The following is a 26,535-nucleotide window of genomic DNA, read 5'->3' on the forward strand; positions in this document are numbered from 1 at the left end:
TTCACGGTCATATGACCGTCTTCGCCACCACCTTTGGATGTGCTTGACGTTGTGTGATGGACAACCCGTCCAGCAACCAGCGAAGTTCTCGACGGCTGACACAGATAGGGCCTTCTTGGGATGCATCTGGCCACTGAAAACGACCGCGCTCTAAGCGACGGTAGTGCAGCCAGAATCCGGCGTGATCCCACTGGAGAATCTTTAACTTGTCTCGTTGCCGATTGCAGAAGACGAAAAGACAGGGCGAGAACGGATTCAAGTCGAACACCTCTTTGACGAGTACGGCGAGTCCGTCAATGGATTTGCGCATATCCGTAACACCGCCCGCCAAGTAGACTTTCTGCTCCGATGTCGCGTCATTCAGCATAATGTCGCCAAGGTCTGAACGACCTCGCGTAAAAAGACGAGATTACACCCTGGCTCCACTTCAACACGGGCATCGCCGATACAAATTGCAATTTTACCTCCTGACATTGGCTGGCCACCACTGCCCTCGGCAACCTCGACGGACAACCATTTCACCGGTGACCTAGGTCCCGACTTGTGGCTAGTGCTCGTCTTCTGCAGCCAATACCGCAAGGTATGAATATTGACACCGTGCTCGTCGCACCAGACTGGCGCACTTTGGCCACTGGCACGAAAGCTCGCGATCCGTCCCTCCCACAGATCTCGTAACTCCGTTCTGCACAAACAAAAAACCTCCTCGATGTATTTGAGGAGATTATCTCGCCATTTTCATGTAGTTACGAGGTGTGCGCTACTTTACGCTCACGGAGAATGTGCTGAACCAGACGTTCGTCGCAGAGCGGCCAAACCAGGTGTATATGGCGGATATCACGTATATTCCAACGGATGAAGGATGGGTCTACCTAGCCAGTTTAATGGACTTGTACAGCCGAAAAATCGTGGGGTGGCGTGCCGACGCACGAATGACGAAAGAATTGTGCATCGCGGCACTCGAACAGGCTTTTAAACGTCAAAGTCCCGTTGGTTCTGTGTTGCATCATTCAGACCGTGGGAGCCAATACGCCTCTCATGACTACCAGAACAAGATGCAAGAATACGACATGGTCGGGAGCATGAGTCGCAAAGGAAACTGCTTTGATAATGCGTGTATCGAGTCGTTTCATAGCATCATCAAGCGGGAACTTGTCTATCTCGAAAAGTTCAAAACGCGTAAGCAAGCCATACAACGGATTTTCGAGTACATCGAAATCTGGTACAACCGGGAGCGTGTTCACGCGTCCATCGACTTTCTATCACCGGCCGAGTATGAAAGAAGATATTTCCACACGCAACAGGTTAAAGCAAGCTGAGTAGGTCCGTATCAGAATATTAAAACTTACAAATTCTCTGTTTGGGTGTCCGTTCTATTGACTTAATACCAATGTGCCTCCTCTACTATTTGCTGGACACTTGTAGTAGATTGCACTCGGTGGCTTTTACATCAAGATTTAATCGTGGAATTTACACCACTACCTAAGACTCTAACCTCACCCCCCCATCACGTTCAAATCAGCCAAGCCGTCTGAAATCATCTGATTGATGTCAAACGACGCCTTGATCATACGGTCAAACAGTTCTTGCATCGTGGGAATATCTTTGATTGCACCGGCCACTTGCCCTGCATTCACATGTCCCACTTCGAATAATCCCTCTAACGCGCCTCTCACGTGACTATCTTCGCTTAGGGCCTGTTCGAATTCAGACAGCGACATGCCACATTGCTCCTTCTCGTAGAGTTCCTTCGAGCGTGGCGTGGCAAGCACGCGGGTTATTCGGCCAATGGATCGGCCAAGAACCAGCGTATCGCTTTCTGTGGCATGTAGTAGCGCTTCCTTGTATCGCAGATTGACAAGCGCTTCCTTTGTCGCAATCAGACGGGTCCCCATTTGAACCCCACTCGCCCCCAAAGCAAGGGCGGCAACCAGGCCGTTTGCGTCCGCAATTCCACCTGCGGCGACGACTGGAACCCGAACGGCTCTTGCAACCAAAGGCACCAATACCATCGTTGTAATCTCCAGCGGAGAGTTTTTCCCGGCCGCTTCCACACCTTCAGCAACCAATATATCCGCTCCAGCCTCTGCCGCCTTGACTGCATGTTTTTCCGAGGCCACAGTGACCATCACCGTCTTACCGATGCGATGTAAACGTGGAATCCAAGGGCTTGGGTTGCCCGCTGATAGACTCACAACTGGCACATCATGAGTTTGAATTAACTCGATAACCCCTTGTGGATCAGGATGGATATTGACAGGCAAATTGACTCCAAAAGGGTTGCGCGTCAATTGTTTCGCAACGACGATACGCCTTTCAACTTCATCCAGCGGTAGCGTTCCAGCACCAATCTGACCCAGTCCGCCTGCTTCCGAAACAGCGGCACATAACTCGCCGCTACTGACGTTTCCCATTCCACCCTGAATAATCGGATAACGAATACCCAGTGTATCGATTAATCGTCGGGTATACATGGTCATCCCCCCTTTGGTAGCAAATAAAGAACAAGGCGAATATCAAATTCCGAACGACACGAATTTGGTTTCAAGAAAGGCATCCATTGCATATCGCCCGCCTTCTCGCCCAATCCCACTTTCCTTAAAACCACCAAACGGTGCCTGCGTCTGCGTCGGTGCGCCGTCATTCACGCCGACAATACCGTACTCAAGACCCTCTGCCATGCGGAAACAGCGACTATTATCGCGGGTGTAAACATATGCGGCCAATCCATAAGTCGAGTCATTCGCCATACGCAAGACCGAGGCTTCATCTTGAAATGGAATCATGGGAACAACCGGTCCAAACGTTTCTTCCCGTAAAATTTTCATGTCCGGTGTCACATCCACAAGCACCGTAGGCTCAATATAGAATCCATTCGCATATTCACCCTCAACGAGTCGACGCCCGCCATATACAACTTTGGCGCCTTTCGCGACCGCATCCTCAATATGCTCTAAAACCTTATTCATGCCTTTCTCATTCACCAAAGGTCCAATTTCCGTAGCCTTATCCCGTCCGTCGCCAACCTTCGCGTGTTTTAAACGTTCAATGAGTTTTTGAGTAAATTCCTGTAGAACTGACTCGTGCACAAAGAGTCGATTCGTACAAATACACATCTGCCCCGACGTGCGGTATTTACTTTCAAATAACCCTTGAACAGCGGCATCCAAATCGGCATCGTCGAAGACGATGAACGGGGCATGACCGCCCAATTCCAGGCTAACGCGCTTCACCTGCCTTGCCGCGCCTTCCATTAAAAGTTTTCCAACTCGTGTCGATCCGGTAAAAGCAATCTTTCGGACATTTGGATTCTCCAGAAATTCCTTGCCGATTTTCTCAGGATCCCCAATGACCAGGTTCGCCACGCCTTTCGGAAACCCAGCTTCCTCAATCAACTCAAACAGACGAATAGCACTCAGTGGCGTACTCTCAGCCGGTTTCAAAATCACCGTGCAACCGGCTGCCAACGCAGGTGCAATCTTTCGAGCGACCATGTTCACAGGGAAGTTCCACGGCGTAATCGCCGCAACGACGCCAACCGGTTGACGCATCACCATCAATCGTTTTTTCGGATCAGAACTCGGAACGGTTTCCCCGTACACGCGCTTCGCTTCTTCCGCATACCACATGAAGTTATCCGCAGCACCAAGTACTTCCCATTTCGCTTCCCGTAGTGGCTTGCCCATCTCTGTAGCGATAATGGTCGCCAACTCGTCTCGGTGATTGCGCACCAATTCATAGAGCTGATAGAGGCATTTCGCACGTTTTTGCGCTGTGGTCGTCGACCAATCTGGATATGCTTCGTGTGCAGCGGCAATCGCCTTCGCCGCATCACGCTCATCGCCAAACGTGACAACCCCTACCTCTTCCCCATTTGCAGGACTTATCACACGCAGGACTTCTTTACTCTCCGACTCAATCCATTCATGATTCACAAACATGCGTTTCACTTCAGCCATGGTGACACATCCACCTTTCACATTGGTTTGTCTACGACAACCTTTCCACAAGCGTGGCTAAGCCTTGACCCACACCAATACACAACGACGCAAGTCCGTATCGCCCCTGACGGCGAATGAGTTCATAGGTCAGCGTCCCGACCAATCGCGCACCGCTTGCGCCCAGCGGATGTCCATACGCGATCGCGCCACCGTTCACATTGACCTTATCTGTGTCCATCCCGAGTTCTCGAATGCAAGCTAAGGATTGTGCAGCAAACGCCTCGTTAATTTCGACAATATCTACATCATGGATTGAAATCCCAACGCGGTTGAGTAGCTTGCGAGTCGCGTAAATCGGGCCAAGCCCCATGACATCCGGATTGACCCCCGCTACTGCAAATGAAACAATCCTAGCAAGTGGCTGCAAACCCAACGACTCCGCATAATCCTTATCCATGAGGAGCAGCGCTGCGGCGCCATCGTTAATCCCAGATGAATTTCCGGCAGTCACCGTTCCACCAGAACGAAAAACTGGTTTTAACTTTGCAAGGCTCTCCATCGTCACATTGGGTCGTATGTGCTCATCTCTCTCTACGATTTGAGTCTGCCCGCGCGCTAACGGCACTTCGACGGGAATGACTTCTCGCTCAAAGATGCCTCTATCCCATGCATCGGCAGCTCTACGCTGACTAACCAGCGCAAATTCATCCTGATCTTCTCGCGAAATTTGGTATTGCTCCGCGACGTTCTCTGCAGTCTCACCCATACTAATGGGCGGATGCAGCGCTGCCAGCTTAGGATTCACAAAGCGCCATCCAATTGTCGTGTCCGCCACCTCGGGATTCCCCCGCGGAAATGCCTGCTCAGCCTTTAACATCACAAGCGGAGCCCGTGACATACTCTCCACGCCACCGGCAATGTATGCCTTCCCAACGCCCATCCGAATGGCGGCAGCCGCTTGATTCACCGCTTCCAAGCCAGAGGCGCAAAGCCTGTTTACAGTTACGCCGCCCACGGTTTCAGGTAAACCAGCAAGCAAAAGCGCCATCCTCGCAATGTTCCGGTTGTCCTCACCAGCCTGATTGGCGCATCCGAAGATGACATCCTCGATATCACTGGGATTCAACAGTGGATTTCTCTCGATTAATGAACGAATCACGATGGCTGCCAAGTCATCTGGTCGAACGCGAGACAACGCACCACCATATTTGCCAAATGGGGTTCTTACAGCGTCTACAATTACCGCTTCACACGCCATCGTCGCCCGTGGTAAGAGAGTTATAGCCCCCCTTACTACGGTCCTCACCACCCTTCCATGTGGAGCTCCACCAAAATTGATCACTTCAGGAATGACTTTTGCAGATGCATACGCGTATCATCAGAAATCGGCGAGGAGGTCTTACACATCCGACATAACCTCCTGTTCATACTGGTAAAAACCGCGGCCTGCGTATTTTCCAGTTCGCCCAGCGTATACGAGCTTTTTCAAATATAAAGAGGGTCGATACCGATCTTCACCTAATTCTCTGTGTAAGCTCGCGAGAACAGCCAAAATCTCATCAACACCAATTTCATCAGCCCAAGTAAAGGGCCCTTTGGGATAATTCGTGCCAAGAACCATGGCACTATCGATGTCCTGTGCCGTAGCCACCCCTTCACTGAGTGCGAACGAAGCCTCGTTGACAAGCAGTGACAAAATCCTGGGGAAGACCAGCCCTGGTGCGTCATCCACCACTTCGACATGTTTGCCACGTTCTGCCCAGAATTGCTCCAATCTCCCCCATCTATGATCATTTTCCTCCTGAAGGGGGCGAGAGAGCTCCATGACATCAAGCGTTTCAATTGCCCAGGGATGAAAACCAGCAACAAGTAGATTCCTATCCATGAGCGCTGCTACTTGCGTGACACACGCGGCAGTACAAGAGGTGAACACCATCGCATCATCCGTTACACAATTGCGAACAGACGCCCATGCTGTCATCTTTCGATTTATATCGAAATGAGCGTCGATCATCACATCAAAAGGCGGACACGAATTCAAATCAATCGGGTGGTTTACACGATATTGCGTTACATGATCTCCTTTTGATTGGAGCCATCTCGCGAGATCATCCGCCGTCTTTCCGTCACCGAGAAGAAGAATATTACTCGTCATACCTGTAATACCCCCTCCCGGTTTTTCGACCGAGCATACCAGAATTGACCATGGTTCGCTGAATGGGATGCGGTCGAAACCTAGGTTCGCCAAAAAAGGATTCATACGTGGAACTCGTCGCCGCAAAGTTAATGTCGAGCCCAATCATATCTTGCAGTTCAAAAGGTCCCATCTTAAACCCGGCACTTCTCATAATCCTATCCACTTGCTCAATCGTCGCGACCCTATCCCCAACCAGGCGAAGTGCTTCATTATAGAAGGGACGGGCAACCCGATTCACGATGAACCCCGGTGTGTCACGGACTTGAATTGGCACCTTGCCAACATCATTCGCCAAACGCATCGCCGTAGATATGGCGTCATCGCTGCTCATGCGGGATCGAACAATTTCTACTAAGGGCATACGTGGCGCTGGGTTAAAAAAGTGCATACCAATCACGCGTTCAGGATGATTGGTTACCGATGCAATCTCTGTGACAGACATCGAGGAGGTATTGGTCGCCAAAATGGTTGTCGGCGAATGGATGTTATCGAGACTACGGAAAATATCTTGTTTGACATCCAGCCTCTCAAGTGCCGCCTCCATCACCAAAGCTGAGCCTTCCGACCGCTCCAGCGTTGGAATTCCCTGAATACGACTCATGATTTCCTGCGGTTTCGCACGAAGTCTTCCGCGCTCAAATTGTTTTTGAAGGCGCAGTAAAATCGCTCGAATGCCATGATCCCTAGCCTCTTCGTTCACATCGAACAGCTTTACAAAATAGCCAGCCACAGCAAAGACTTCCACAATGCCATTGCCCATGGTTCCGGCACCGACAACAGTCACTGTCCCCTTACGCACAAAGACCAACCTCCTTCCGAACCAAATCGCAAATGCGTCGACTAGCGTCCTTGATATTCCGGCGTTCGCTTTTCAAAAAATGCCCGCAATCCTTCCTGATGATCGTTTGTCCGTCCAGCCAGCTCTTGTAATTGAGCTTCATATTCCAACGACTGTTCCAACGTATTGCCAAGTCCCTTATATAAAGCCCGCTTCGTCATGCCAATCGCTTTCGTCGGCAATTTGCCAAGACGCTCTGCCAACGCCATTGCCTCCGGCAGCAGTTGTTCTGGTGGGCAGGTACGATGAATGAGCCCAATCCGCGCTGCATCGACAGCTGATATTTTTTCGCCAAGAAACATTAACTCTATCGCTTTCGTCAGTCCGATAATTCTCGGTAGCAGCCATGTGCTCCCGGAATCCGGAATCAATCCAATGTTTACGAAAGATTGAATCAATGAGGCACGTTCTGACGCTATCCTGAAATCACAGGCTAAAGCCAGGCTGACACCCGCTCCAGCCGCAACGCCGTTGATTGCAGCAATGACCGGTTTCTCCAACTTCGTCAGCTTCAAAATCAAGGGGTTATATCCCTGTTTCAAAACTTCACCGTAGTTTAGGTCTGGATGATGCTGAATGGACTCCAGGTCTTGACCTGCGCAGAATGCTCGACCCTCACCAGTTAGTACCACCGCACGAATTTCTTCGTTCCGTTCAACCCCCGTCAGCACGTCTTGGAGCGCACGTTGCATGTCTGGCGTAAATGCATTGAGTTTATCTGGCCGATTCAGAGAAATTACGGCGACAGCATCACGCTGTTCTACTCGTATTGAGGTGTCCATGTCATATCCCCTCTATCTACCTTGGAAAAAAGGTTGCCGTTTTTCCATAAACGCGCGCATGCCCTCCGTTTTATCCTGACTCCCACAAAGGAGATAAAAGCAATTGCGCTCGTACTCCATACCGTCTTGAAGCGTACTGTCGTAGGCTTTTCCCACAGATTCTTTAATCAATTGAACAGCCAATGGCGCCTTGCTTGAAATCACCTGCGCAATGCGTAACGCTTCTTGTACACATAACTCGCTTGGAACCACCCGATTGATAAGCCCGAACTGCAAGGCTTCCTCCGCTGTGATGGGTTCACCCGTTAACAAGATCTCCAACGCCCGCGCTTTCCCGACCGCTCGAACCAAGCGCTGCGTTCCACCGGCCCCCGGCATGATGCCTAAGTTCACTTCCGGTTGCCCAAATTTCGCATTTTCACCCGCGACAATGATGTCGCAAGCCATCGCCAGCTCGCAGCCACCACCAAGTGCATACCCATTGACTGCCGCAATCAGCGGCTTTCTTAACCAGCGAATTCTGTCCCAACAGCGAAACTGATTGCGCAATTTCATTTCTACCGCCGTCGCATCGACCATCTCCGATATATCAGCACCAGCGGCGAAAGCACGCGTGCTACCGGTTAGGACGGTACAGCGCACATCATCATCCACATCTAGTCGCTCGAGCTCCGCCACCAATTCCTCCATCAATTCTAGATTCAGCGCATTGTGCGCCTGATGGCGCCGAAGCTCGACGAGTGCGACAAAACCGTCGACGTCTACAGAGATATACTTGTATGAACGCCCCATTCTAATCACCAATTACTCCCCTACGACTTCGCCAATCGTCATCGACACTATCGATCCGGCGAAGCCCATCAAATCCTTTGCCGCAGCTCGCCCCTCTGGTGACTTCATGGAATTCTTCAGTTCCTCGTGATTTAAAAAGTACATTTCGGCCATCAGGTAGTAATCCGGTTCGGTTCCCATCGGCGTTCCAACAAATCGGGTTACTTCAACCTTCTGCAAGCCGGGCATTTTCTTCACCAAAGGCGTATGAACGCTTTCATAATGCGCATCAAATGCTTCCTTATCCTTGGGCATTTTGTACATCGCGACTAGTTTTACCATATCAGATTCCCTTCCTTTTCAATGGAATGTCGTTCATTTATCCAGATAATCAATCAAACGTGATAGAGATTACGGTGATCGACAATGCGCACGGCCTTCCCCTCACTTCGAGGCAGCGTTCCCGGTTCGCAAAGCGTTATTTTTGTTCCAATTCCCAGTGTGTTTTTAAGCTCATGGCCCAATTGATGATGCAACGACCGAAAAGCCTCATGTTGCAGGTTGAACTCACCTGCCATACTGACCAATCGTTCGTTCACTTCCACACACAGGGTCAACTCATCTAACGTGCCCTGACGCTCAACGACAATTTGATAGTAAGGAGAGAGATCAGCAATATTCATCACAACCGATTCAATTTCCGACGGAAATACGTTGACGCCACGGACAATCAGCATGTCATCCAGACGACCTTTTATCCGCGACATCCTGACATGCGTTCGCCCACAACGACAAGCTTCTGGATAGATATAGGCCATGTCACCTGTGCGATAGCGAATCACGGGGAGCGCTTCCTTCGTAAGCGTCGTAAAGACAACCTCACCTAACTCCCCATCGGGTACGGGCTCACCCGTTTGTGGATGAACGATTTCAATCAGGAAATGATCCTCCGCAATATGCAAACCATCCTGTGCCTCTGCACACTCGATTCCGACACCCGGGCCCATCACTTCCGACAGACCGTAAATATCCAGCGCCTTCATCCCGAGCTTTTCTTCCAGGGCCTTTCGCATTTCCTCAGACCACGGTTCTGCACCCAGAATTCCGTACTCCAAACTGACTTGTCGCGGATCTTTCCCCATTGCCTCCAGTGTTTCAACAATGTTCAAAAGGTAGGATGGCGTTCCTGCGACACCGCGTGGTTTAAAATCCTCAATCAGTGTAATTTGACGACTCGTGTTGCCGACGGAAACCGGCACAACCGTCATGCCTAATCGTTCTGCGCCATAATGCAAACCAAGCCCACCTGTAAAAAGTCCATACCCATACAACACGTGAAAAATGTCACCCGGAATACCACCTGCCGTCGCGATGGCTCTTGCAACACATTCAGCCCAATTTTCAATATCTCGTTTTGTATAGCCAACGACTGTAGGCTTACCCTTTGTCCCGGATGAACCATGTAATCGAACAACGTCCGTTTGGTTGACTGCAAATAAGCCAAAAGGATAATTCTCCCGAAAATCGGTTTTCTTCATAAAAGGCAAACGATAAATATCCTCTATCCCACGAATGTCTTCAGGCCGCACGCCGAGTTCATCAAATTTCCGACGATAAAAGGGAACATGTTCGTAGGCGCGATAAACGGTTTCCTTCAATCTCTCAGATTGCAAAGCTTGCAGCGTCTTACGGTCCATCTGTTCAATTTCCGGTTGGAAGAGCACGTGAATCATTCCCTTCTTTATCCTTGTGTAGGGCTCATCTCTATACAACCTTCATCCCTTCAAAGGGTTGACAACAGTTTTTACAGTAGAAAATTGCTCTACATGCCGTTGGCCCAAATAAATTTTCAATTTCCGTATCTGCGGCTCCGCAATACGGACACGGTGGGACAACACGATGTTTTGCATTCGAAAGCGGTGGTGCAATGCCGAATTCCCGAAGCTTGCGAATCCCCTCCGGCGTGATTCTGTCCGACGACCATGGCTTCGTCATCACAAACTCAACATCAATACCCACTAAACCATCCAGCCCGCGAACACTCGACAAGACACGATTGCGAATAAACTCAAGCGCAGGACACCCAACAAATGTCGGCAACAACTCAACCTTTCCGTAACCGTTTTCAACCTTGACGCTATAGACCATTCCCAGTTCGCTGATGCTCACCGCAGGAATTTCTGGATCTTTCACATCATGAAGCGCACGAATCAACGCTGAAGTTAACGCTTCATCTGAATAGAGCGTATCCTTCTCCATTTCCGCTCCCTCACTTCACAAATCGGCAATCACCATTTCGCCCCTGGTTGAAGCCGATAAACTTCACTCATCGTGTCCAACAGATTTGTTAAAGGCAAGGTATGCTCTCCAACGCGCCCTCCATCTGACATCATCGGGATATGCGGTAAGCAAAAGCCAATTTCATCAAATGTCGGCTTGAGTAATGAAATCCACTCATCGCGCAATTGCTCTGCATTCTTGGAGATAATCCCCGCCTCTACAAGCGTTACAGCATATTCCCCAAGCGAAAATAAATCGTCTAAAGAACCCCATATCGCATCCACTGCGGTCAACAGTTTCCCTCTCGATTCCTCTCCACCATAAGCAAGTCGTTTGAACCAGGTTTCCATGTGCAATCGATGGTAGCGTTCTTCCCGAATGATCTTAGATGCCCCCAGAGCCAACGGCTCGTAGCTGGAATGTAAAATTGCCGACAAGCGAACCTGTTCAAACAAATCGTAGAAATAATGGCGAGTGATGGTCGCAGCCCAATCTCCATTTTCGGCCTCGACCAAACGGGCATTCCGGCGAGAACGGGTATCGCGTTCAAACGCTAACGCATCAGATGGAGCAACGTGCAATTCCTCTAATAAATTGTAGTAGAATGTGGCATGACCGATTTCATCTTGTGCAATAGACGAAAAGGCGACGTCTTCCTCTATATCTGGCGCAACCCCCAGCCACTCAGAATTGCGATGACCAACCATCAATTCATCATCTGCAAGTTGAAAGAGGAAATCGACAAGTGCAGATTGATGGCTCTCTTGTGATTTCACACATCCTACCTCCCCATCACTTTTTTACATCCTCAATAATTTCCTCAAGCGTCATGGCGCGCTCCTTAAACGCTTTCCAACGTCGTGCGTTGTCTGCATAGCCACCCACTTCACGGTATTTGCGATCCAGTTCGCGCGCAAAAAAATCCATATCATCATACGGTGTCGAGTAAATATCGCTTTGCCGAACAACCCAAATGTTCACTGCCCGATCGCGACGCAAAAAATTTTCTCTTGCGGTTTGCAACGCAATGTCTGCTGTTGGTGCTAGGACGCTTCCAACATGCTCATGTTGATCTAAATGGGTCCGTTGCACAAAAACCTCAAAGGCTACGTAATGCTGTGACATACTCACCCCTCCTCAAGCAAGCGGTTGCTTTTGAAAGACAAACGTTTGGACACTATTCTCCAAGAAATACCGGCTTTCTTCTTTCCGCAAAGGCATCTAACGCTTCCAGGCGATCTTTCGTGGGAATCAACAATTCATAAGCCTGTGACTCGATTTCCAACCCTGTGGTGAGATCGACATTCTGTCCTTGATTGATCGCAAACTTCGCTTGTCGAACAGCAATCGGCCCGTTCTCAGCAATTCCCCTCGCGATTGTAATCGCTTTCTTTTTAGCGGATTCAAAATCCTCTTCGACACCAGTCAATATGCCAAGTTGCAGCGCAAGATCCGACTGAATCCGTTCAGCTGTGAATATCAACTTCTTCGCCCACATTGGGCCCACAAGCCGAGTTAACCGTTGTGTTCCGCCAGCACCTGGAATAATCGCCAAACTCGTCTCAATTAAACCGAATTGCGTATGTTTCGCTGCGTATCTCAAATCGCATGCGAGTGAAAGCTCAAATCCACCACCCAATGCGAAACCATGAAGTACAGCGATGGTTGGCTGTGGCAGGTTCTCAATTTCCGTAAATACGTCTCTTATTTTGAGTACATTGCGTCTTACTTGGTCGGGAGAGAGCGTTCGCCGCTCTTTTAAATCAGCGCCAGCGCAAAATGCCTTGCCCTCCCCAAAAAACACAACGGCCCTTAGATCCCGACGCACGCGAATCTCGTTGACTAGCTCACCCAAAACGCACAAAGACTCATAGTTTAAGGCGTTCAGCGCATGCGGTCGGTTTAACTTCACAAACGCAATGTGTTCCTCCTCATATTTCACAACCACTTGTTCATCGGTCATCTCCCGAACCCTCTCCAGACTCATGATTTAAATGACCGCTTTCTCCTGAGAATGAAGCAACGCATCACGGACCCATCGATTCCCCTCGTGCGCCTCACGCCGCAATTGTACGCGTTCCTGGGATTTTGGCCCCTGATTCTTTCGAACAATGTTCGAGAAGTATTCCCAATCTGGCTCTGTATAGTGCCACTTTTGTTCAGCCTCGTCGTAATAGAGATTTGCATCCGGAACGGTTAAGCCGATGGTGCGGATGCGTGGCACATAGCGACTCAAGAATTTTTGGCGCAACGCTTCATTCGATTTAAAGCGGATGCGATAGTAAATCATTCGAGAAGCTGCATCCGAAACTTCAGTGGGACCAAAGAAAAACATTAAAGAATTCCACCAACGATTCAAGGCTTCTTGGAGCATCTGTCGCTGCGCTTCTGTCCCCTCCGCCAATGACAAAATGATGGATTCCCCGTGATGCATATGAAAACTCTCTTCCGCACATATCCGCTTTAATACACGGGCATAAGGTCCGTAGGAACAATCCAACAGTGCAGTTTGTGTGATGATGGCCGCACCGTCCACGAGCCAACCAATGATTCCAGCGTCCGCCCATGTAGGCGCTTCCATATGGAACACATTGTGAAACTTTATTTTTCCCGTAAAAATGTCCGTAATCAAATCATCCCGAACTTTACCCAAGGGCGCTGCTAAGTCTTCCGCTACTCTTAGCAGTAATTGACCATGCCCCATCTCATCCTGAACCTTTGCGAGCAAAGATAACTTTCTGCGCAGCGTAGGTGCCTTGGGTACCCATTCTTTTTCCGGATAGGCCCCCATAATTTCACTCACGCCATGCATATGAATCAACCGTAATAAGAGAAGTCGATACTCATCGGGCATCCAGTCCGTTGCTTCAATCTTTTGACCCCGTTCAATCCTCTCCATAAATTCCTTCATTCGCACGTCACTCATCGCTCGGATTCACCTCTCATTCAGAATGCCTCAGCCCAAATAAGATCACGTTGGCAAACCTATCCGCTATATCCTCTGGTGTAAGTTCACCATCAGGCTGGTACCAGTTATATACCCAATTTGCTACGGACAAGATCAGCAATCTTGCGAACTTTGGATCCGAAATGACAAACTCCCCCGCCTGAACACCGCTCTCTAAGATGTCTTTCCAATACATCTCATACTCATCACGCTTTTGTTGTATGATGTCGCGGCGTTCATCCGAAAGCGCATGCCACTCGTGCAAAAAGACCCTAGACACATCCAAATGGTTCGAAATGACCCGAATGTGAGCTGCAAGCCCCGCCCGTACCTTCTCAGTTGGGGTCATAGAGCTATTTGCGACACTCTGAATAGCGGTGACAAACGCCTCAGCACCGTCGCTCGCAATCTCAAATAGCAAGTCTTCTTTGGATGAAATATGACTGTATAAGCTTCCAGAAAGTATCCCTCGCGCATTCGCGATATCTCGGATTTTTGTGCCGTGATACCCCTTTTGACTGAATAAACGACGGGCCTCCTGCAAAATCTGCTCTCTTTGTGCCGATTTCTTCTCCATAAAATCCCCTACACAACGATTATGCAAGCGCTTGCTTGTTATATCTTTATCTTATGATCACGACATTAAATTGTCAATTGTTCGCCAATTCCGTGTTCACACCATATAGCACAGGCGACGCCAAAAATGAATAATACGTCAGAAGGCTCTTGGTAGTGTCCCGTCAAGTGGTGTAAATTGAGTGCAACCACTTCGTGTCGGCTATTTATGCAAAACTGACGTTGGCGCCAGTAATTGCGGTTCTTGAGTGCTCATGAGTTTTGCCATTGACTCTCGGCTAAAGTAGCGCCTTGCTACAATCCATTCATCGTTCTGTTCCTGGAGGATTGCTCCGCCTAGACGAATGACAGACTCTCGGTTCGGGAAGATACCAACGACATCGAAGCGTCGCCTGAGTTCACGATTTAAGCGCTCAAGCGGGTTTGTCGAGCATATCTGTTTCCAGTGTTCCTTTGGGAATGCCATGTACGCTAGCACGTCTTCCTCTGCACGTTCCAAGACATCCATCGCCTTTGGAAACTTTCCACGAAGTTGCTCTACAACCACATCCAGTTGCTGTTTGGCTGTTTCCTGTGTTGGCTGAGCGAATATGGTCCGGACAATAGACGAGACCATCGGTTGCGACGCTCTAGGCACCTGGCTGAGGATGTTGCGCATTGTATGAACTCGACAGCGCTGCCAGGTCGCTCCGGTCAACGCAGAGCCAATCGCACTGCGCAGTCCTTCGTGAGCATCACTAATTACCAGCTGTACACCACGCAACCCACGCGCAACCAGACTTCGGATGAATGTCAGCCAAAACGAGCCGTCCTCACTAGTCCCAATGTCAAACCCCAACACCTCACGCTCACCGGTGTCTCGCACGCCAATTGCAATTACAAATGCCATACTCTGAACTCGTCCGCCTTCACGGACTCTCGGGAATGTCGCATCCAACCATAGATATGGGTATGTCCCCTCAAGTGGGCGGTTTTTAAATTCCTGCACTACTTCGTCTAACTCTTTGCAGATACGAGATACTTCACTCTTGCTAATTCCTTGAATGCCCATAGACTCAACCAACTCGTCCACCTTGCGGGTGCTCACACCATGCACATACGCCTCTTGAACAACGGACAGCAACGCCTTCTCAGCTTTCCGCCGAGGCTCTAGCATGCTGGGGAAGTAGCTTCCTTTCCGAAGCTTCGGAATCTGCAAATCAATCGTTCCGACACGGGTGTCCCATTCCCGTTCTCTGTAACCATTACGGCTATTGCTGCGTTTCTCACTGCGCTCATACCGTTCAGCGCCAATCAAAGAGCTCACTTCAGCCTCCATCACCGCCTGGGTTAGGACTCTCAGCCCTTCCTTCAAAAAATCGACATCACCATCTTCTAATCCGATCTTGCGAATTAACTCCAAAAGTGCGATCTTGTCTGTAGAAGCCATCGATGTGCCTCCTCTACTATTTGCTCGACACTTTTAGTAGATTGCACTCGATGGCTTTTTCGTCAAGATCTAGCCGTGGAATTTACACCACTACCTAAGACTCTAACAGGCTCTTCGTTCAAGGCGACAATGATCTGTCGTATTCGGTTCACTGGGTGCTATGACTTGTCTGAATCATGGGGATGTGAATTTGAAGGTAAACAGTACATCAGTGAAGAATCCCAACACCCGTTGTCGTAGGGCTTATCCGTCAATCCCAATAAGAAACAACGCATTGATTGATCATCTCTTGACCACGACGTATCATTTCTTCCATTTTTTCTTCTTCTCGGGATAATTATCGCTTAACAATGGGGATGGTTCTAACTTGTATGGCGTGCCTGTTGGGGATCCGTCAAACACAGTACCAGTTCCCGGAAAATCATGCCACCACCCGCGATTTTTATCTTCTTCAATCTTGAATGTATGCGTATTTTCATCAAACTTCTGTCTAAATTCCTGTTCCTTCTGTTTAGCCAGCGCTTCGTTTATACACAATTCAGCCTCAACAATGTGTTTATCTTTCCACACTTGTACTCGCCACACTTAAACTTCACCTCGCCATTCGTGTTTTAAATGTGATCCTAAACAACATCGTACCATACATACCGACACCATGCTTATATCGCGTTATGCCCATATATTTACTGTAATCAATCTTTGACATCAGTTCTTCACATCCGCAGAATGTAAATAAACCTTTACATAAGAGAAGGTCGGTATGTGGTAAAAAATCGAATACGTGAACTTCGAAATCAACTAGGCATATCGCAAATTGAGCTCGCAAAGGAACTGCAGATTACTCGGCAAACCGTCATCGCCATTGAATTGGGCAAGTACAATCCAAGTCTGGAGTTAGCACTAAAAATATGTCGATATTTCCATCTGAGGGTTGAAGATATTTTTGAATTGGTGGAGGACGAGTCCGTATGAATTTAGGTTGGAAAAATACAGTCGTACTGGTTCTCGGATTTGCCATCGGCTTTGCAGTTTATTCAGCATACACGCATCAATTCAATACAAGCTTATTTTTAGGAATGGCAATCGCTATTTTCTTCGGCGTACTATCCGAGGTCATTTCAACACTGCGTGCCATCCGAACGAAGGTCCCCACCGTTGACGAACGCACGGTGGAAAACTGCCGCAAGGTCGGTTTTGTCATAATATTTGTCTTACTATTCGCGATTCCTGCTGTCGGGATGATGGTCGCCATGGTGATTGGCTATCCGTCGATCTCGATTCCAATAGCTTTTGGATATCTCCTATTCAGTATGGTCGTTCTCTCCATCGGACTCCATTGGGCACTGAAACACTGAATTTTCAATTCCGTCCGTTCGTAAAACACACCCGGTTGAACTTACACCACGAATTTCTCTTCACGTCATTCCATCTGGAGGAAATGATATGCGCAGAAAACCGATGTCTCTTTACACCATGCTTTGCTGGGTCATCATCGCCATTGTCATTCTTGGGCAACCAAGCTTCATTGCCCATCAATACGGGTTTATCCTCATCCTTGTCGTTATGCCAATAGGCTACTTTTTAGCGTTCCGATTGAAATATCGTTGGCTGTTCACTGCCATTGAAGCCATCGTGATTGACGGCCTCAGCTTGATTTCTCTTCATCACAACGTAAAGGAGATTCTGATAAGCATTTTCTTGGGTCCCGTTCTCTCTATAGGAAATCTTATAGGAACACAAGCGAAACAAGAGAACGCGAATCGCGACAAAGAAGGTGTAGAGGTGGCTATTCACGATGAACGAGTAAAGCAACGTGTAAGCCGCTTCATTAGCGCCTGCGCACTCCCATTTTTAGTCGTGTCTTTGGTCGTCGCTTTTGTCTTACAACACGATTTTCACATTCAACAAATACCGACATCCTATGTTGAACTCTACTTATTTGGCGCGTGCGTAGCCGTATTGGTTTCTTCAAGCGTGATCATGCGAAGATAGGAAGCAAAGCATGCATTGTCAGAGAATGAGTGGCTCATCAAAGTCGATACCCACCTCTTTACCTAGAGACAGCCGTGTTTATGGGTAAAGTCGCGTACGCGATAGACGCGGACATTGTCTTCCGTCGGGTGAACGAGGTCGCGAAGGGATCGGATAAATTCCACGTATTGCAGTTCATCCAATTGACACTCAAACACAGATTTCTGCACACGCTGGCCACGGCTCACACAGAGTTGGGCTACTCGCCTCCTCGAAGAAATACGATAGATTGGTAAGCGTCAAATCCTCCACACACTTGACTTCGCTGGTTGTAGCAATAATAATGACAATCGATAAAATTCCCCGCCTGAATGTCAGACGGGGAATCACGTGTTTTATGATTTGCCTTTAGGTGCACGTACTTCCTCAGGCAATCGCGGTGACCAAGGTAGGAACTGATCTAACGAGTCATTATCGTTGATGTCGATGTTGGGCAATTGCTCAAATAGATATCTGAGATACGCAAACGGGTTGAGGCGATTCTCTTTCGCCGTCTCCACCAAACTGTAGGTAATCGCACTGGCCTTCGCCCCGCGCGGCGTATTACTGAACAACCACGCCTTTCGACCGATCACAAAGGGTTTAATCGACCGTTCACTTCGGTTGTTATCCAACTCCAGATTCCCGTCTTCCAAGAAAACAACGAGCTTGCTCCATTGATTGATGCAATACGTAATCGCTTTGCCTAAAGCGCTCTTTGGCAACACGAGTGCGCTCTGCTCATGAAGCCATGCTGAAAAAGCGTCAAGCACTGGTCGACTTTGCTTTTCCCGTCCTGCTCGGCGTTCTTCTGCAGTGGCGTTTTTTAGCCCGCGCTCAATTTTGAATAACTCGTTGCAATATTGAAGCCCGCTCCTTGCGGTTGAAGGCTTCTTCTGCTCGGCCGCCGGTAGCGTCTGCAGTGCGTCATTGAAGCCGCGACGGGCATGCGACCAACACCCAACCAGTGTGGCGTTCTCCAGGTCGTGGTAACCGGGATATCCATCTACGTGAAGATACCCCTTGAACCCTTGAAGAAACTTCTTCGGATGCTCCTTCGACCGAGTTTCTTGATAGTCGTACAGAACAATTGGTGGCCCATCACGCCCGCTTCGGTACAGCCACATATATGATTTCGAATCGGCCGCCCGCCCTGGCTCGTGCAGCACTTGCAGTGTCGTCTCATCTGCGTGTAAGTAACGCTGGGTAAGTAGTTCCTCATGGAGCCTTTCGAATATGGGGCTGAGCCAACGCGTGGCTCCGGCCACCACCCAATTTGCCATGGTCTGGCGAGAGATGGCTAAGCCCTGTCGGGTAAACTGCTGTTCCTGCCGATACCGTATTGAACCCCGTCCTGTCAAGACAGATGTGCATAATTTTTTGAGATAACGCCATTCTATTCTGATAATTATCAGGTCTACGCTGCCTCTTTTGATTCCTTCCATTTTCTGAATTCCTGCGGTGTACGATAGCCCAACGCTGAGTGCGGGCGCTCTTTGTTGTAGAACTCAATATACGTTTTGATTGCGATCTGGGCTTCCGCGAAGTTGTCGTATTCCTGCATCCAAACTTCTTCCTCCTTCAACGAACGGAAGAAACGTTCGATATAGCCATCTGCGTCCGGGTTGTTATAACCTGTCCGTTCATGTTTCACCTGGCAGTCCTTCATGGCTTGTACGAATCGTCGACTTGTCATTTGGCATCCGTTGTCAGTTCTGAGCGTTAAGTTTGCGCCTAGTACCCCGCTCGGGAATCGGTAGTTGAATGCGTTATCCACAGCCTGCAGCAATTCCTCTGTCCGGCAATAGCGCGAAAACGAATACCCCACAATTTCACGGTCGTACGCATCGATTACCGCGAATAGATATCCCCAGCCATCCTTACCACACCAAATCTTTGTCATATCGCACTGGAAGTGTTCGTTTGACTGACTCACCGGAATCTTTCCAGACCGCTTCTTTCGGGAAGCTTCTCGCTGTGGGGATTTGACCAACAATCCCATTTCCCGCATGAGCCGGTGTACTCGTTTGTGGTTTACCTGCATGCTGTATTGACGACGCAACATGACCTTGATTCTACGGTATCCATATCGTGGGAACCTCTCGCATAGATGGCGAATCCGCTGTTTCAATAGGGCGTCTTTATCTATAACCGCTTTTTTCGCCTTCTTCACAGGCTCCTTTAACAAGCTATAACAATAAGTTCGATTCAGCTCCAATGCTTTCGCAATCACTGGGACCCGAAACCCTTCCTTGACGAGCTGAGCAACCAAGGAACGGCTGCTTACTTCCGGCCCCAGTTCGATTTTTTTCGCAACACATCGATTTCCATAGCCTGCTCGCCAATTTTGCTCATGGCTTCCTGCAACTGCTTCTCCAACTCCTGCTCCCGGGTAGAAGGACCTGACTGAAGCCCTGCTCGTCCACCAGTCAGAAATGCGTCACGCCACTTGTAATACAGACTTTGGGCCACACCATGCTGTCGGCAAACCTCGCTGATATTCGCCCCGGGAACCATCCCTTCCAACACAATGTTCATTTTCTCGTCCACAGTCCACTTACGTCCTGGCATGAGTCAAACACCTCACTACGTCTATTTTACCTCACGTCATCTGTCTGGGTTGACTCTGGGGCCAGTATAACTTTCAGCATCCTCTCTCACCACCCTAAAGGTCTTCGACAAACCCAAGGGTAGAATTAGTAGAGTGGTGTTGCAAGTGCCCATTCATTTTTCCGCTTTGTAAAAACCGCAGGCTAGCTCTGCATTTTTACGCTGCGTTTTTTTGCACTTTTATTATGCGGTATACACTGACAGCAAGGACACGGGATGCATTCCTCACTCCGAACAAAAAACTCGGGGGGACTGCTCAACGAGCTGATAATCTGATAGAATTATCATATGGGTTGGGGACGTCTCCTGTTGCGTTGCACTGTTAGGGCAGTGCAACGCAACAGGAGACGTCCTTTTCCATTCCTGGATAAGGACATGATATACGTCAAATCCCGGACAGGCAATTCAGTCAACTTTCGGCCATTATGGATTGGCCAAAACACCAGGACTGCCGCTCGCCAAGTACACTCGTTGCTCTGAATTTGCCTCATGGATGAGCATTTGCCAAAGCCTGAACGACCTGTATGAACAGTTTGGCGTTGAAGCCCTCAGACACTTCAATCCTGGCTTGACCAACCTGAACAGTGAGCGCTTCGTTACTGCTCGGTTTAATGACTGATTCCATCTCCACTGAAAGCCAACGAACCTCTCCGTTTGAAGGCTTTCGTCGATTCTCTCGAAGCTTGCTGGACCAGTAGCGGAAACGATGGATATTGATTCCTTGCTCCGCACACCAGGCTGTAGCAGTTTGCCCACTAGGCTCAAACTCGGCGAGGCGACCCTCCCATTCTTCACGTAGCTCGGTTCTTGACATGTGCCTCACTCTCCTCAGCTTCATTTGAGGAGATTATCCCGCCCAGAGCGTAGTCTTGCGAGGTGTGTTACGTTTTACGCTTACTGATGAAGGGAAATCTACAATTCAGTCCACTGTGGGACCGATGGTACTTTACACATGATAAAGTCGAATATGACTTGCATTGCGGAGACGCGATTGAAATCCGGGTTGGCGACAGATATTATGGCGCGAGAATTGAGTTGTGTGCCGAGGGATGGTATGTGATTTTCCGTGACGATGCACAGTGCAGTGACGCATTCGTGCTGATGCGCAACCGAACCTACGCTGCAAGGTGGATATATACCTAGACGAGCACGTTTGTAGAGGGGTCGCCAAAAGCGGCCCCTTTATTTTTCCAAATACCGACAAAGTGCGTGTGATCTCTGCGTCGATTCCAACCGACAATGACACTTGGAATTTCACCGACAAATAATTCGAGCGGCAACAAGAGAGGGCACAGTAATGGGCGACGGAAAAACTGAACTTTACCACCAAGTTGGTGAGTATATTGTTGATTTCCTCGTTAAACAAGGATATCTGAAACTTACAGATTCAACAAATACTAACAGATATTGGATAGTTGTAACGCAATAAGTAAGACAAGTTATTGAAGGTGGTCTTTACATTTGTTTAGTGTCGTAATCACTGTTTTGGTTACTCCCGAAAAAGGCAACTCTGTTGAAGAGTACTCCCGCAACAATAATGCTTAATGCAGAAGCAATGAACAATGACACTGGTCCTCCGTAGGCTAACAGTAAACCACCAATTGATGGGCCTAAGAAAAATCCGACTTGTCTCAACTCACCAGCGCCGTAATACAACGCGCTTTTATTATCTGGAGATATCCTCCCCATTACGACGTCAAAACAAGGAAAGAGTACGGATTCTCCGATAGAAACCACTATTGTTGCGATCACTGTCATAACGTAAGGCTCCCACTCTATAGCATAGAGAGCAAACCCTGCTGCTAAAAGAATAAAACCAAATAAAATGGACCTTCTTAAGGAGCTATTTTTAAAAAGCTTTAAGTGCCCAAGTTGAATTAGAATTACGACAATAGCGTTAAGGGACACTAGGAAACCATAATTTGGTCTAGTACCATGTGCATTTAGTATAACTACAGGCATGAGTGACTCGTAAGCTCCATAAGCAATCAAAATACATGTTCCGCTCATTATCCATAGTTGCAAACTGCCATCCTTAAGAACTGAAAAATTTTTGAGGATGCTTGGTTGGTCGTTCGATTCGTTTTTGAAATCACGTCTTCTAAGACCCGTAAATGTAATTATCAGGTAGACTAAAAACATCAGCATACTAATCAGAAATGTTTTTCCGTAGATAAACCTATAGGCAGCCACTCCGATTAGTGGCCCTATTACGCAAGAAACATTCTGTAGTAAATACCTTAATCTAAAATACCGCTCACTGTCCCCAGTTGATGAAAGATACCTTATCGCAGCACGACTAGAACTATCCGCCATTGCCTTACCTAAGCCCAATAAAAAGAGTGAAAAACAAAATATACTTATATTGGATGCAAAAGTCATTAAAAGAAATGACAGGCCATTTACAGCAGTTCCCCCACGAAGAGTATCCACGTACCCTCGACGCTGTGCCAACATTCCAGTAAAAAAACTCATACAAAATACTGTACCAGGCCATATACCTGAAATAAAACCAATCTGAACCGCTGAAAGATGAAATGCATCCACTGCATATATGTTAATAATTGGAATTGTGATGAATAGACCCAGTGTATTAAGGGCGCTTCCTAAAATCAGCGCCCACATTTTTGTATACCGCATTCCACAAATTCAAGCATCATAATTCTCCCAATCTGATGTGGTATCTATTCTTACCATAAAACAGAATAATCCCGAAGTAGTACCTCTATGTCATCATATATTTGTGAGTTTACCTCGGAAACAAAGACAAAGCTACCTAAGTTGTTAATATACGAAAATGAGCCTGTGTTTGACTGACCTACTTCTGGAACCTTTGACCACATTACTGAGGAAGGCATAGCCTTTGGTAATCGCACCTCAGTTATTCTCCGTTCACTTTCTGCGTAATATTCCTTCGGATACATAAGCCAACCATAATGTACTTCTGACTTATCATTTATAATAGGAATAATACCTAGTTGACACTGCAAATGAGCTTCATCTAAATTAAGCCCTATCGCTTTCTCAATAGTCGAAACAATTAGACCTCCGCCGGGACGAGCGCCTATTTCTAAGAATACTCTCTCTCCTTCATTTGTAAGGAAGGCCTCTAAGTGAAATGCACCATCAGGAATTCTCATTACATCATGAATTTGTTGAACAAACTCTTTCCAAAGCTCCTGCTCACGTCTGTCTCCAACTGAAACTGATCCTACTGGCTCACCCTTAAGGTAGTTAAGAAGTTTACCTAAATATTGAGATGCGCGACAAAAGATGATTTCATTATCAAAAATGAGACCATCGACATGGAATATAGAACCTTCGACGTATTCTTCAAACTCTACTTCATTCATAGAAAACTCGTGGAAGGATTCTATCGCGTCATCCATTATTACATCGTTTGCTTGTAAATACTCGTGCAAATCTTCTTTTGAAGAAAGAATGGAGACACCTTTACTGCCTGCATAAGAACGGGGTTTAGCGACTATAGGGAATAGATCCCTATTTTCAAATAGGTCTTTTGACCCATATACACGCGGTGCTCTCACTTGACCGTTCAGAGCTTTTTTCATTAGTACTTTATCACGGAACTTGATTACATCTGCTGTACAAAGACCTGGAACCTTAAGATATTCACGTATTTCTGCAGCAAGATACACAGCGTATTCGTCAGTTTGGAGGTAAGCGTCAAACGCAGGACACATTGAAGGTAGGTCATTCGTCGTCATTATAATCAGAAATCCCCACCGGTTACGGCGGGGACTACTGTCGTGTTATGGAGTCTTTCTCCTTGGATGTCGCACTTCGTCCGGTAAGTTCCCAGCCCAAGGCAGCAGCGCGGCCAACGAGTCAGATTCATCGTTGGGGACGTTTGGTAGTTGCTCGAACAGATAGCACAGATATTGAAACGGGTCGAGTCCATTCTCTTTTGCAGTTTCCACGATACTGTATGTGACAGCGCTCGCTCTAGCTCCGCGCGGCGTATTGCTGAACAGAAAGTTCTTTCTCCCGATCACAAATGGCTTAATGGAACGTTCACCGCGGTTGTTATCGATCTCCAGATGGCCATCCTCAAGGAACACGGTGAGCTTACCCCATTGGCGTAGGCAATAATTCACTGCCTCTCCCAAGGCACTCTTTGGGAGTGTGTTTTCCTTCTGGAATTCAAGCCATGGCAAAAAAGCATCCAGGACTGGACGACTTTGCTCGGGGCGCTGTTCGTACCGCTTCTCGGGAGTCATGTCTTTTAACCCACGCTCAATCTTGAAGAGACGATTGCAATATTCCAGTCCTTCCCTTGCAGCCACGGGCGTGTTCCGTTTGGATGCGGGTAAGGCCTTGATGGCCTCGTCGAATTTCCTTCGGGCATGACTCCAGCACCCTGACAGGGTCACATCCGGAATGTCCTCGTACCCTACGTAGCCATCCACATGGATGTATCCGTGAAATCCTTGGAGGAACCTTGTTGGATGCTCCCGACTGCGCGTCTCTTGGTAGTCGTACAAAACAATGGGTGGACCGTCCCGTCCACTGCGGTAGAGCCACATGTAGGACTTCGTATCTGCGGCTCTGCCGGATTCGTGAAGTACCTGCAGCGTTGTCTCGTCCGCGTGTAAGTACTTCCGTTGTAGGAGTTCCTGGTGCATCCGGTCGTATATTTTATTCAACCATGTCGTTGCACCAGCGAGGACCCAATTGGCCATGGTTTGTCGTGATAACGGAAAGCCCTGTCGCTCAAACTGTTGCTCCTGCCGATAGAGTGGCATCCCCTCGACGTATTTCTTGCTCATGATGTAAGCCACTGCTGAGGCAGAAGCTAAGCTCCCCGGAAATGCCGGACGTGGCATGGAAGCTTTCACAACAGGGGTTTCAATTTCATGCTTCTCACAATGACGACAGGCGTAGATATATTGAACATGCTCCACGACCTTCATCTGGGCCGGAATGATTTTGATCTCAGTTCGCGTTTCAGAACTCATTTCATGCATGGCGCCACCACAGCAGGAACACACCTGCTCCTCTTCGGGTAGGTGATACTCCATTCGCTCCACAGGCAGATCCTTTAGGAGTTCTTCACGCTGACCCGGACGTTTCTTTTTTCGCTTGTAGGTGATGGTTTCCATGGTGGGCTCTTCAAGCGTAGGTTCAGACTCGACTTCGGCTTCGTTAAACAACAGCGTCTGTACGGAGTCGGTCTTGGTCCGCTCACTGGACGCAGCAAAACGTTGGTGAGTTGCTTTGCGCAATTTCTCCTCAAGCCACTCTACCTTAGACTTGAGTTCGTCATTTTGCTGCTTAAGTATGGTGTTTTCTTGCTGCAAGGATTCAACCTGTTCGGTGGTGGGGTTCATTGGTTTCGCCATGCTTTATATTTCGCCATGACGAGCTGAAACCCTTGTCACAAAAGAGATTACGGAACTTTTATTTTGCCATTGAGAGACTAGATGACCGTGCGCGCGGTTACCTTTTTATGAGCCTGCCGTTGGGTGATGGACAGTCCATCTAGCAACCACCGCAACTGCTGCCGACTGACCGTAACCGTTTCGCTGTTCGTTGCCTCCGGCCATTGAAAGCGACCACGCTCCAAACGACGATAATGGAGCCAGAATCCATTCGTATCCCACTCTAGGATTTTAAGCTTGTCTCGTTTTCGGTTGCAGAAAACGAAGAGGGAAGGCGAAAATGGACTGAGCTGAAAGACCTCTTGAACCAGGACTGCCAGCCCGTCGATAGACTTACGAAGATCTGTACTGCCGCTCGCCAAGTACACCCGTTGCTCTGAATTCGCCTCATGGATGAGCATCTGCCAAAGCCTGAACGACCTGTATGAACAGTTTGGTGTTGAAGCCCTCAGACACTTCAATCCTGGCTTGACCAACCTGAACAGTGAGAGCTTCGTTACTGCTCGGTTTAATGACTGATTCCATCTCCACTGAAAGCCAACGAACCTCTCCGTTTGAAGGCTTTCGTCGATTCCCTCGAAGCTTGCTGGACCAGTAGCGAAAGCGATGAATATTGATCCCGTGCACCGCACACCAGACTGTAGCAGTTTGCCCACTGGACTCAAACTCGGTGAGGCGACTCTCCCATTCTTCACGTAGCTCGGTTCTTGACATGTACCTCACTCTCCTCAGTTTCATTTGAGGAGATTATCCCA

General features: G+C 48.4%; 32 protein-coding genes and 2 pseudogenes. 5 read left to right on the forward strand and 29 right to left on the reverse strand.

Translation table 11 applies throughout. The features are described 5' to 3' along the window. Positions 1 to 7 precede the first annotated feature (7 nt). Both tnpB (K1I37_RS19010) and tnpA (K1I37_RS19015) read right to left on the reverse strand, forming a co-directional pair. Positions 8 to 367: an IS66 family insertion sequence element accessory protein TnpB gene (tnpB, locus tag K1I37_RS19010; protein WP_146824971.1), complete on the reverse strand. Its 360-nt coding sequence runs from the start codon at positions 365 to 367 to the stop codon at positions 8 to 10. Continuing rightward, positions 361 to 690: an IS66 family insertion sequence element accessory protein TnpA gene (gene tnpA, locus K1I37_RS19015; protein ID WP_146824972.1), complete on the reverse strand. Its 330-nt coding sequence runs from the start codon at positions 688 to 690 to the stop codon at positions 361 to 363. The genes tnpB (K1I37_RS19010) and tnpA (K1I37_RS19015) overlap by 7 nt, the downstream gene beginning before the upstream one ends. 62 nt (positions 691 to 752) lie before the next feature. On the opposite strand from tnpA (K1I37_RS19015), the gene K1I37_RS19020 reads away from it, so the two are divergent. Continuing rightward, complete coding sequence (locus tag K1I37_RS19020) at positions 753 to 1,316, forward strand: IS3 family transposase (RefSeq protein ID WP_152498709.1); 564 nt, start codon at positions 753 to 755, stop codon at positions 1,314 to 1,316. 177 nt (positions 1,317 to 1,493) lie between these two features. On the opposite strand, the gene K1I37_RS19025 is transcribed toward K1I37_RS19020, so the two are convergent. From K1I37_RS19025 to K1I37_RS19105, 17 genes and pseudogenes are all read right to left on the reverse strand, one after another. Then, positions 1,494 to 2,471, reverse strand: coding sequence for an NAD(P)H-dependent flavin oxidoreductase (locus tag K1I37_RS19025; RefSeq protein WP_021295021.1), 978 nt, complete (start codon positions 2,469 to 2,471; stop codon positions 1,494 to 1,496). Positions 2,472 to 2,513: 42 nt separating this feature from the next. Continuing rightward, the gene (locus K1I37_RS19030; RefSeq protein ID WP_021295022.1) at positions 2,514 to 3,956 is read right to left on the reverse strand and encodes an NAD-dependent succinate-semialdehyde dehydrogenase; all 1,443 of its coding nucleotides are present in this window, start codon (positions 3,954 to 3,956) and stop codon (positions 2,514 to 2,516) included. A 31-nt stretch (positions 3,957 to 3,987) separates the two neighbouring features. Continuing rightward, positions 3,988 to 5,196, reverse strand: coding sequence for a thiolase family protein (locus K1I37_RS19035; RefSeq protein ID WP_021295023.1), 1,209 nt, complete (start codon positions 5,194 to 5,196; stop codon positions 3,988 to 3,990). A 141-nt stretch (positions 5,197 to 5,337) separates the two neighbouring features. Next, on the reverse strand, positions 5,338 to 6,093 hold the full coding sequence (locus K1I37_RS19040) for a 3-hydroxyacyl-CoA dehydrogenase family protein (protein WP_021295024.1): 756 nt from the start codon (positions 6,091 to 6,093) through the stop codon (positions 5,338 to 5,340). Further along, entirely contained in the window at positions 6,083 to 6,934 is an 852-nt protein-coding gene (locus K1I37_RS19045) for a 3-hydroxyacyl-CoA dehydrogenase NAD-binding domain-containing protein (protein WP_021295025.1), read from the reverse strand. Before K1I37_RS19045 ends, K1I37_RS19040 begins: the two co-directional genes overlap by 11 nt. 41 nt (positions 6,935 to 6,975) lie before the next feature. Then, positions 6,976 to 7,755 carry an enoyl-CoA hydratase-related protein gene (locus tag K1I37_RS19050; RefSeq protein WP_021295026.1) on the reverse strand — a complete coding sequence of 260 codons (780 nt, stop codon included), beginning with the start codon at positions 7,753 to 7,755 and terminating at the stop codon, positions 6,976 to 6,978. A 12-nt stretch (positions 7,756 to 7,767) separates the two neighbouring features. Next, complete coding sequence (locus tag K1I37_RS19055) at positions 7,768 to 8,547, reverse strand: enoyl-CoA hydratase-related protein (protein WP_031217793.1); 780 nt, start codon at positions 8,545 to 8,547, stop codon at positions 7,768 to 7,770. A 12-nt stretch (positions 8,548 to 8,559) separates the two neighbouring features. Next, positions 8,560 to 8,868 (reverse strand): EthD family reductase, encoded by a 309-nt coding sequence (locus tag K1I37_RS19060; protein WP_021295028.1) that lies wholly within the window; start codon positions 8,866 to 8,868, stop codon positions 8,560 to 8,562. A gap of 131 nt (positions 8,869 to 8,999) precedes the next feature. Beyond that, a pseudogene (locus tag K1I37_RS19065) lies at positions 9,000 to 10,259 on the reverse strand (phenylacetate--CoA ligase family protein); the annotation flags it as partial. A gap of 31 nt (positions 10,260 to 10,290) precedes the next feature. Beyond that, complete coding sequence (gene paaD, locus K1I37_RS19070) at positions 10,291 to 10,785, reverse strand: 1,2-phenylacetyl-CoA epoxidase subunit PaaD (RefSeq protein WP_021295030.1); 495 nt, start codon at positions 10,783 to 10,785, stop codon at positions 10,291 to 10,293. A 29-nt stretch (positions 10,786 to 10,814) separates the two neighbouring features. Beyond that, entirely contained in the window at positions 10,815 to 11,582 is a 768-nt protein-coding gene (paaC, locus tag K1I37_RS19075; protein ID WP_021295031.1) for a 1,2-phenylacetyl-CoA epoxidase subunit PaaC, read from the reverse strand. Between the two features lie 16 nt (positions 11,583 to 11,598). Then, positions 11,599 to 11,931: a hypothetical protein gene (locus K1I37_RS19080; protein ID WP_021295032.1), complete on the reverse strand. Its 333-nt coding sequence runs from the start codon at positions 11,929 to 11,931 to the stop codon at positions 11,599 to 11,601. Between the two features lie 52 nt (positions 11,932 to 11,983). After that, positions 11,984 to 12,769, reverse strand: a complete 786-nt coding sequence (locus K1I37_RS19085) for an enoyl-CoA hydratase-related protein (protein ID WP_021295033.1) — start codon at positions 12,767 to 12,769, stop codon at positions 11,984 to 11,986. 27 nt (positions 12,770 to 12,796) lie between these two features. After that, positions 12,797 to 13,732: a 1,2-phenylacetyl-CoA epoxidase subunit PaaA gene (gene paaA, locus K1I37_RS19090; RefSeq protein ID WP_021295034.1), complete on the reverse strand. Its 936-nt coding sequence runs from the start codon at positions 13,730 to 13,732 to the stop codon at positions 12,797 to 12,799. 16 nt (positions 13,733 to 13,748) lie between these two features. Next, positions 13,749 to 14,330: a TetR/AcrR family transcriptional regulator gene (locus K1I37_RS19095; RefSeq protein WP_021295035.1), complete on the reverse strand. Its 582-nt coding sequence runs from the start codon at positions 14,328 to 14,330 to the stop codon at positions 13,749 to 13,751. 201 nt (positions 14,331 to 14,531) lie between these two features. Continuing rightward, complete coding sequence (locus K1I37_RS19100; RefSeq protein WP_206920083.1) at positions 14,532 to 15,758, reverse strand: IS256 family transposase; 1,227 nt, start codon at positions 15,756 to 15,758, stop codon at positions 14,532 to 14,534. Positions 15,759 to 16,061: 303 nt separating this feature from the next. Continuing rightward, positions 16,062 to 16,343 carry a hypothetical protein gene (locus K1I37_RS19105; protein WP_021295539.1) on the reverse strand — a complete coding sequence of 94 codons (282 nt, stop codon included), beginning with the start codon at positions 16,341 to 16,343 and terminating at the stop codon, positions 16,062 to 16,064. Positions 16,344 to 16,520: 177 nt separating this feature from the next. Here K1I37_RS19105 and K1I37_RS19110 point away from each other — a divergent pair, with 177 nt between their 5' ends. The 3 genes from K1I37_RS19110 to K1I37_RS19120 all read left to right on the forward strand — a co-directional run bounded on the left by K1I37_RS19110 (position 16,521) and on the right by K1I37_RS19120 (position 17,750). After that, complete coding sequence (locus K1I37_RS19110; RefSeq protein ID WP_021295540.1) at positions 16,521 to 16,730, forward strand: helix-turn-helix transcriptional regulator; 210 nt, start codon at positions 16,521 to 16,523, stop codon at positions 16,728 to 16,730. Continuing rightward, positions 16,727 to 17,113, forward strand: coding sequence for a hypothetical protein (locus K1I37_RS19115; RefSeq protein ID WP_021295541.1), 387 nt, complete (start codon positions 16,727 to 16,729; stop codon positions 17,111 to 17,113). The genes K1I37_RS19110 and K1I37_RS19115 overlap by 4 nt, the downstream gene beginning before the upstream one ends. 88 nt (positions 17,114 to 17,201) lie before the next feature. Further along, on the forward strand, positions 17,202 to 17,750 hold the full coding sequence (locus K1I37_RS19120) for a hypothetical protein (RefSeq protein ID WP_021295542.1): 549 nt from the start codon (positions 17,202 to 17,204) through the stop codon (positions 17,748 to 17,750). A gap of 62 nt (positions 17,751 to 17,812) precedes the next feature. Here K1I37_RS19120 and K1I37_RS19125 read toward each other — a convergent pair whose 3' ends face one another. The 5 genes and pseudogenes from K1I37_RS19125 to tnpA (K1I37_RS19145) form a co-directional block, all read right to left on the reverse strand. Next, complete coding sequence (locus K1I37_RS19125; protein ID WP_242215942.1) at positions 17,813 to 17,959, reverse strand: CRISPR-associated endonuclease Cas2; 147 nt, start codon at positions 17,957 to 17,959, stop codon at positions 17,813 to 17,815. Positions 17,960 to 18,124: 165 nt separating this feature from the next. After that, positions 18,125 to 19,105: pseudogene (gene tnpC / locus K1I37_RS19130) on the reverse strand (IS66 family transposase); the annotation flags it as partial. A gap of 80 nt (positions 19,106 to 19,185) precedes the next feature. After that, positions 19,186 to 20,040 (reverse strand): IS3 family transposase, encoded by an 855-nt coding sequence (locus K1I37_RS19135; RefSeq protein ID WP_272496356.1) that lies wholly within the window; start codon positions 20,038 to 20,040, stop codon positions 19,186 to 19,188. Between the two features lie 11 nt (positions 20,041 to 20,051). After that, positions 20,052 to 20,339 carry a transposase gene (locus K1I37_RS19140; protein WP_242215916.1) on the reverse strand — a complete coding sequence of 96 codons (288 nt, stop codon included), beginning with the start codon at positions 20,337 to 20,339 and terminating at the stop codon, positions 20,052 to 20,054. A gap of 526 nt (positions 20,340 to 20,865) precedes the next feature. After that, positions 20,866 to 21,192 (reverse strand): IS66 family insertion sequence element accessory protein TnpA, encoded by a 327-nt coding sequence (gene tnpA / locus K1I37_RS19145; RefSeq protein WP_021295386.1) that lies wholly within the window; start codon positions 21,190 to 21,192, stop codon positions 20,866 to 20,868. Between the two features lie 86 nt (positions 21,193 to 21,278). Between tnpA (K1I37_RS19145) and K1I37_RS22025 the strand changes: the two genes are divergently transcribed. Next, complete coding sequence (locus K1I37_RS22025) at positions 21,279 to 21,521, forward strand: DUF5348 domain-containing protein (RefSeq protein ID WP_161624328.1); 243 nt, start codon at positions 21,279 to 21,281, stop codon at positions 21,519 to 21,521. A gap of 312 nt (positions 21,522 to 21,833) precedes the next feature. On the opposite strand, the gene K1I37_RS19150 is transcribed toward K1I37_RS22025, so the two are convergent. The 5 genes from K1I37_RS19150 to tnpA (K1I37_RS19170) all read right to left on the reverse strand — a co-directional run bounded on the left by K1I37_RS19150 (position 21,834) and on the right by tnpA (K1I37_RS19170) (position 26,494). Beyond that, on the reverse strand, positions 21,834 to 23,018 hold the full coding sequence (locus tag K1I37_RS19150; protein WP_021295384.1) for an MFS transporter: 1,185 nt from the start codon (positions 23,016 to 23,018) through the stop codon (positions 21,834 to 21,836). A gap of 50 nt (positions 23,019 to 23,068) precedes the next feature. Next, a complete protein-coding gene (locus K1I37_RS19155; RefSeq protein WP_206920031.1) occupies positions 23,069 to 24,106 on the reverse strand; it encodes an ATP-grasp domain-containing protein in 1,038 nt (345 codons plus the stop codon). A 45-nt stretch (positions 24,107 to 24,151) separates the two neighbouring features. Further along, positions 24,152 to 25,729, reverse strand: a complete 1,578-nt coding sequence (gene tnpC / locus K1I37_RS19160) for an IS66 family transposase (protein ID WP_242216015.1) — start codon at positions 25,727 to 25,729, stop codon at positions 24,152 to 24,154. 89 nt (positions 25,730 to 25,818) lie between these two features. After that, positions 25,819 to 26,181: an IS66 family insertion sequence element accessory protein TnpB gene (gene tnpB / locus K1I37_RS19165; RefSeq protein WP_242215943.1), complete on the reverse strand. Its 363-nt coding sequence runs from the start codon at positions 26,179 to 26,181 to the stop codon at positions 25,819 to 25,821. Next, a complete protein-coding gene (tnpA, locus tag K1I37_RS19170; RefSeq protein WP_206917310.1) occupies positions 26,168 to 26,494 on the reverse strand; it encodes an IS66 family insertion sequence element accessory protein TnpA in 327 nt (108 codons plus the stop codon). The genes tnpB (K1I37_RS19165) and tnpA (K1I37_RS19170) overlap by 14 nt, the downstream gene beginning before the upstream one ends. Between the last annotated feature and the right edge of the window lie 41 nt (positions 26,495 to 26,535).

The sequence above is a fragment of the Alicyclobacillus acidoterrestris genome (genome assembly GCF_022674245.1).
Taxonomy (GTDB): domain Bacteria; phylum Bacillota; class Bacilli; order Alicyclobacillales; family Alicyclobacillaceae; genus Alicyclobacillus; species Alicyclobacillus acidoterrestris.

Bases quoted from the DNA above. Each gene is read 5' to 3' on its own strand.
- paaA (WP_021295034.1), bottom strand. From the start codon at position 13,732: ATGAGTGACGTGCGAATGAAGGAATTTATGGAGAGGATTGAACGGGGT.
- tnpA (WP_021295386.1), bottom strand. From the start codon at position 21,192: ATGTCAAGAACCGAGCTACGTGAAGAATGGGAGGGTCGCCTCGCCGAG.
- K1I37_RS19040 (WP_021295024.1), bottom strand. From the start codon at position 6,093: ATGACGAGTAATATTCTTCTTCTCGGTGACGGAAAGACGGCGGATGAT.
- K1I37_RS19150 (WP_021295384.1), bottom strand. From the start codon at position 23,018: ATGCGGTATACAAAAATGTGGGCGCTGATTTTAGGAAGCGCCCTTAAT.
- K1I37_RS19140 (WP_242215916.1), bottom strand. From the start codon at position 20,339: ATGCCAGGACGTAAGTGGACTGTGGACGAGAAAATGAACATTGTGTTG.
- tnpB (WP_242215943.1), bottom strand. From the start codon at position 26,181: ATGCTCATCCATGAGGCGAATTCAGAGCAACGGGTGTACTTGGCGAGC.
- K1I37_RS19055 (WP_031217793.1), bottom strand. From the start codon at position 8,547: ATGGGGCGTTCATACAAGTATATCTCTGTAGACGTCGACGGTTTTGTC.
- K1I37_RS19035 (WP_021295023.1), bottom strand. From the start codon at position 5,196: ATGGCGTGTGAAGCGGTAATTGTAGACGCTGTAAGAACCCCATTTGGC.
- tnpC (WP_242216015.1), bottom strand. From the start codon at position 25,729: ATGAACCCCACCACCGAACAGGTTGAATCCTTGCAGCAAGAAAACACC.
- K1I37_RS19100 (WP_206920083.1), bottom strand. From the start codon at position 15,758: ATGGCTTCTACAGACAAGATCGCACTTTTGGAGTTAATTCGCAAGATC.
- K1I37_RS19080 (WP_021295032.1), bottom strand. From the start codon at position 11,931: ATGTCACAGCATTACGTAGCCTTTGAGGTTTTTGTGCAACGGACCCAT.
- tnpA (WP_206917310.1), bottom strand. From the start codon at position 26,494: ATGTCAAGAACCGAGCTACGTGAAGAATGGGAGAGTCGCCTCACCGAG.
- K1I37_RS19085 (WP_021295033.1), bottom strand. From the start codon at position 12,769: ATGACCGATGAACAAGTGGTTGTGAAATATGAGGAGGAACACATTGCG.
- K1I37_RS19095 (WP_021295035.1), bottom strand. From the start codon at position 14,330: ATGGAGAAGAAATCGGCACAAAGAGAGCAGATTTTGCAGGAGGCCCGT.
- paaD (WP_021295030.1), bottom strand. From the start codon at position 10,785: ATGGAGAAGGATACGCTCTATTCAGATGAAGCGTTAACTTCAGCGTTG.
- K1I37_RS19120 (WP_021295542.1), top strand. From the start codon at position 17,202: ATGCGCAGAAAACCGATGTCTCTTTACACCATGCTTTGCTGGGTCATC.
- K1I37_RS19115 (WP_021295541.1), top strand. From the start codon at position 16,727: ATGAATTTAGGTTGGAAAAATACAGTCGTACTGGTTCTCGGATTTGCC.
- K1I37_RS19155 (WP_206920031.1), bottom strand. From the start codon at position 24,106: ATGACGACGAATGACCTACCTTCAATGTGTCCTGCGTTTGACGCTTAC.
- K1I37_RS19025 (WP_021295021.1), bottom strand. From the start codon at position 2,471: ATGTATACCCGACGATTAATCGATACACTGGGTATTCGTTATCCGATT.
- K1I37_RS19030 (WP_021295022.1), bottom strand. From the start codon at position 3,956: ATGGCTGAAGTGAAACGCATGTTTGTGAATCATGAATGGATTGAGTCG.
- tnpB (WP_146824971.1), bottom strand. From the start codon at position 367: ATGCTGAATGACGCGACATCGGAGCAGAAAGTCTACTTGGCGGGCGGT.
- K1I37_RS19060 (WP_021295028.1), bottom strand. From the start codon at position 8,868: ATGGTAAAACTAGTCGCGATGTACAAAATGCCCAAGGATAAGGAAGCA.
- K1I37_RS22025 (WP_161624328.1), top strand. From the start codon at position 21,279: ATGAAGGGAAATCTACAATTCAGTCCACTGTGGGACCGATGGTACTTT.
- K1I37_RS19050 (WP_021295026.1), bottom strand. From the start codon at position 7,755: ATGGACACCTCAATACGAGTAGAACAGCGTGATGCTGTCGCCGTAATT.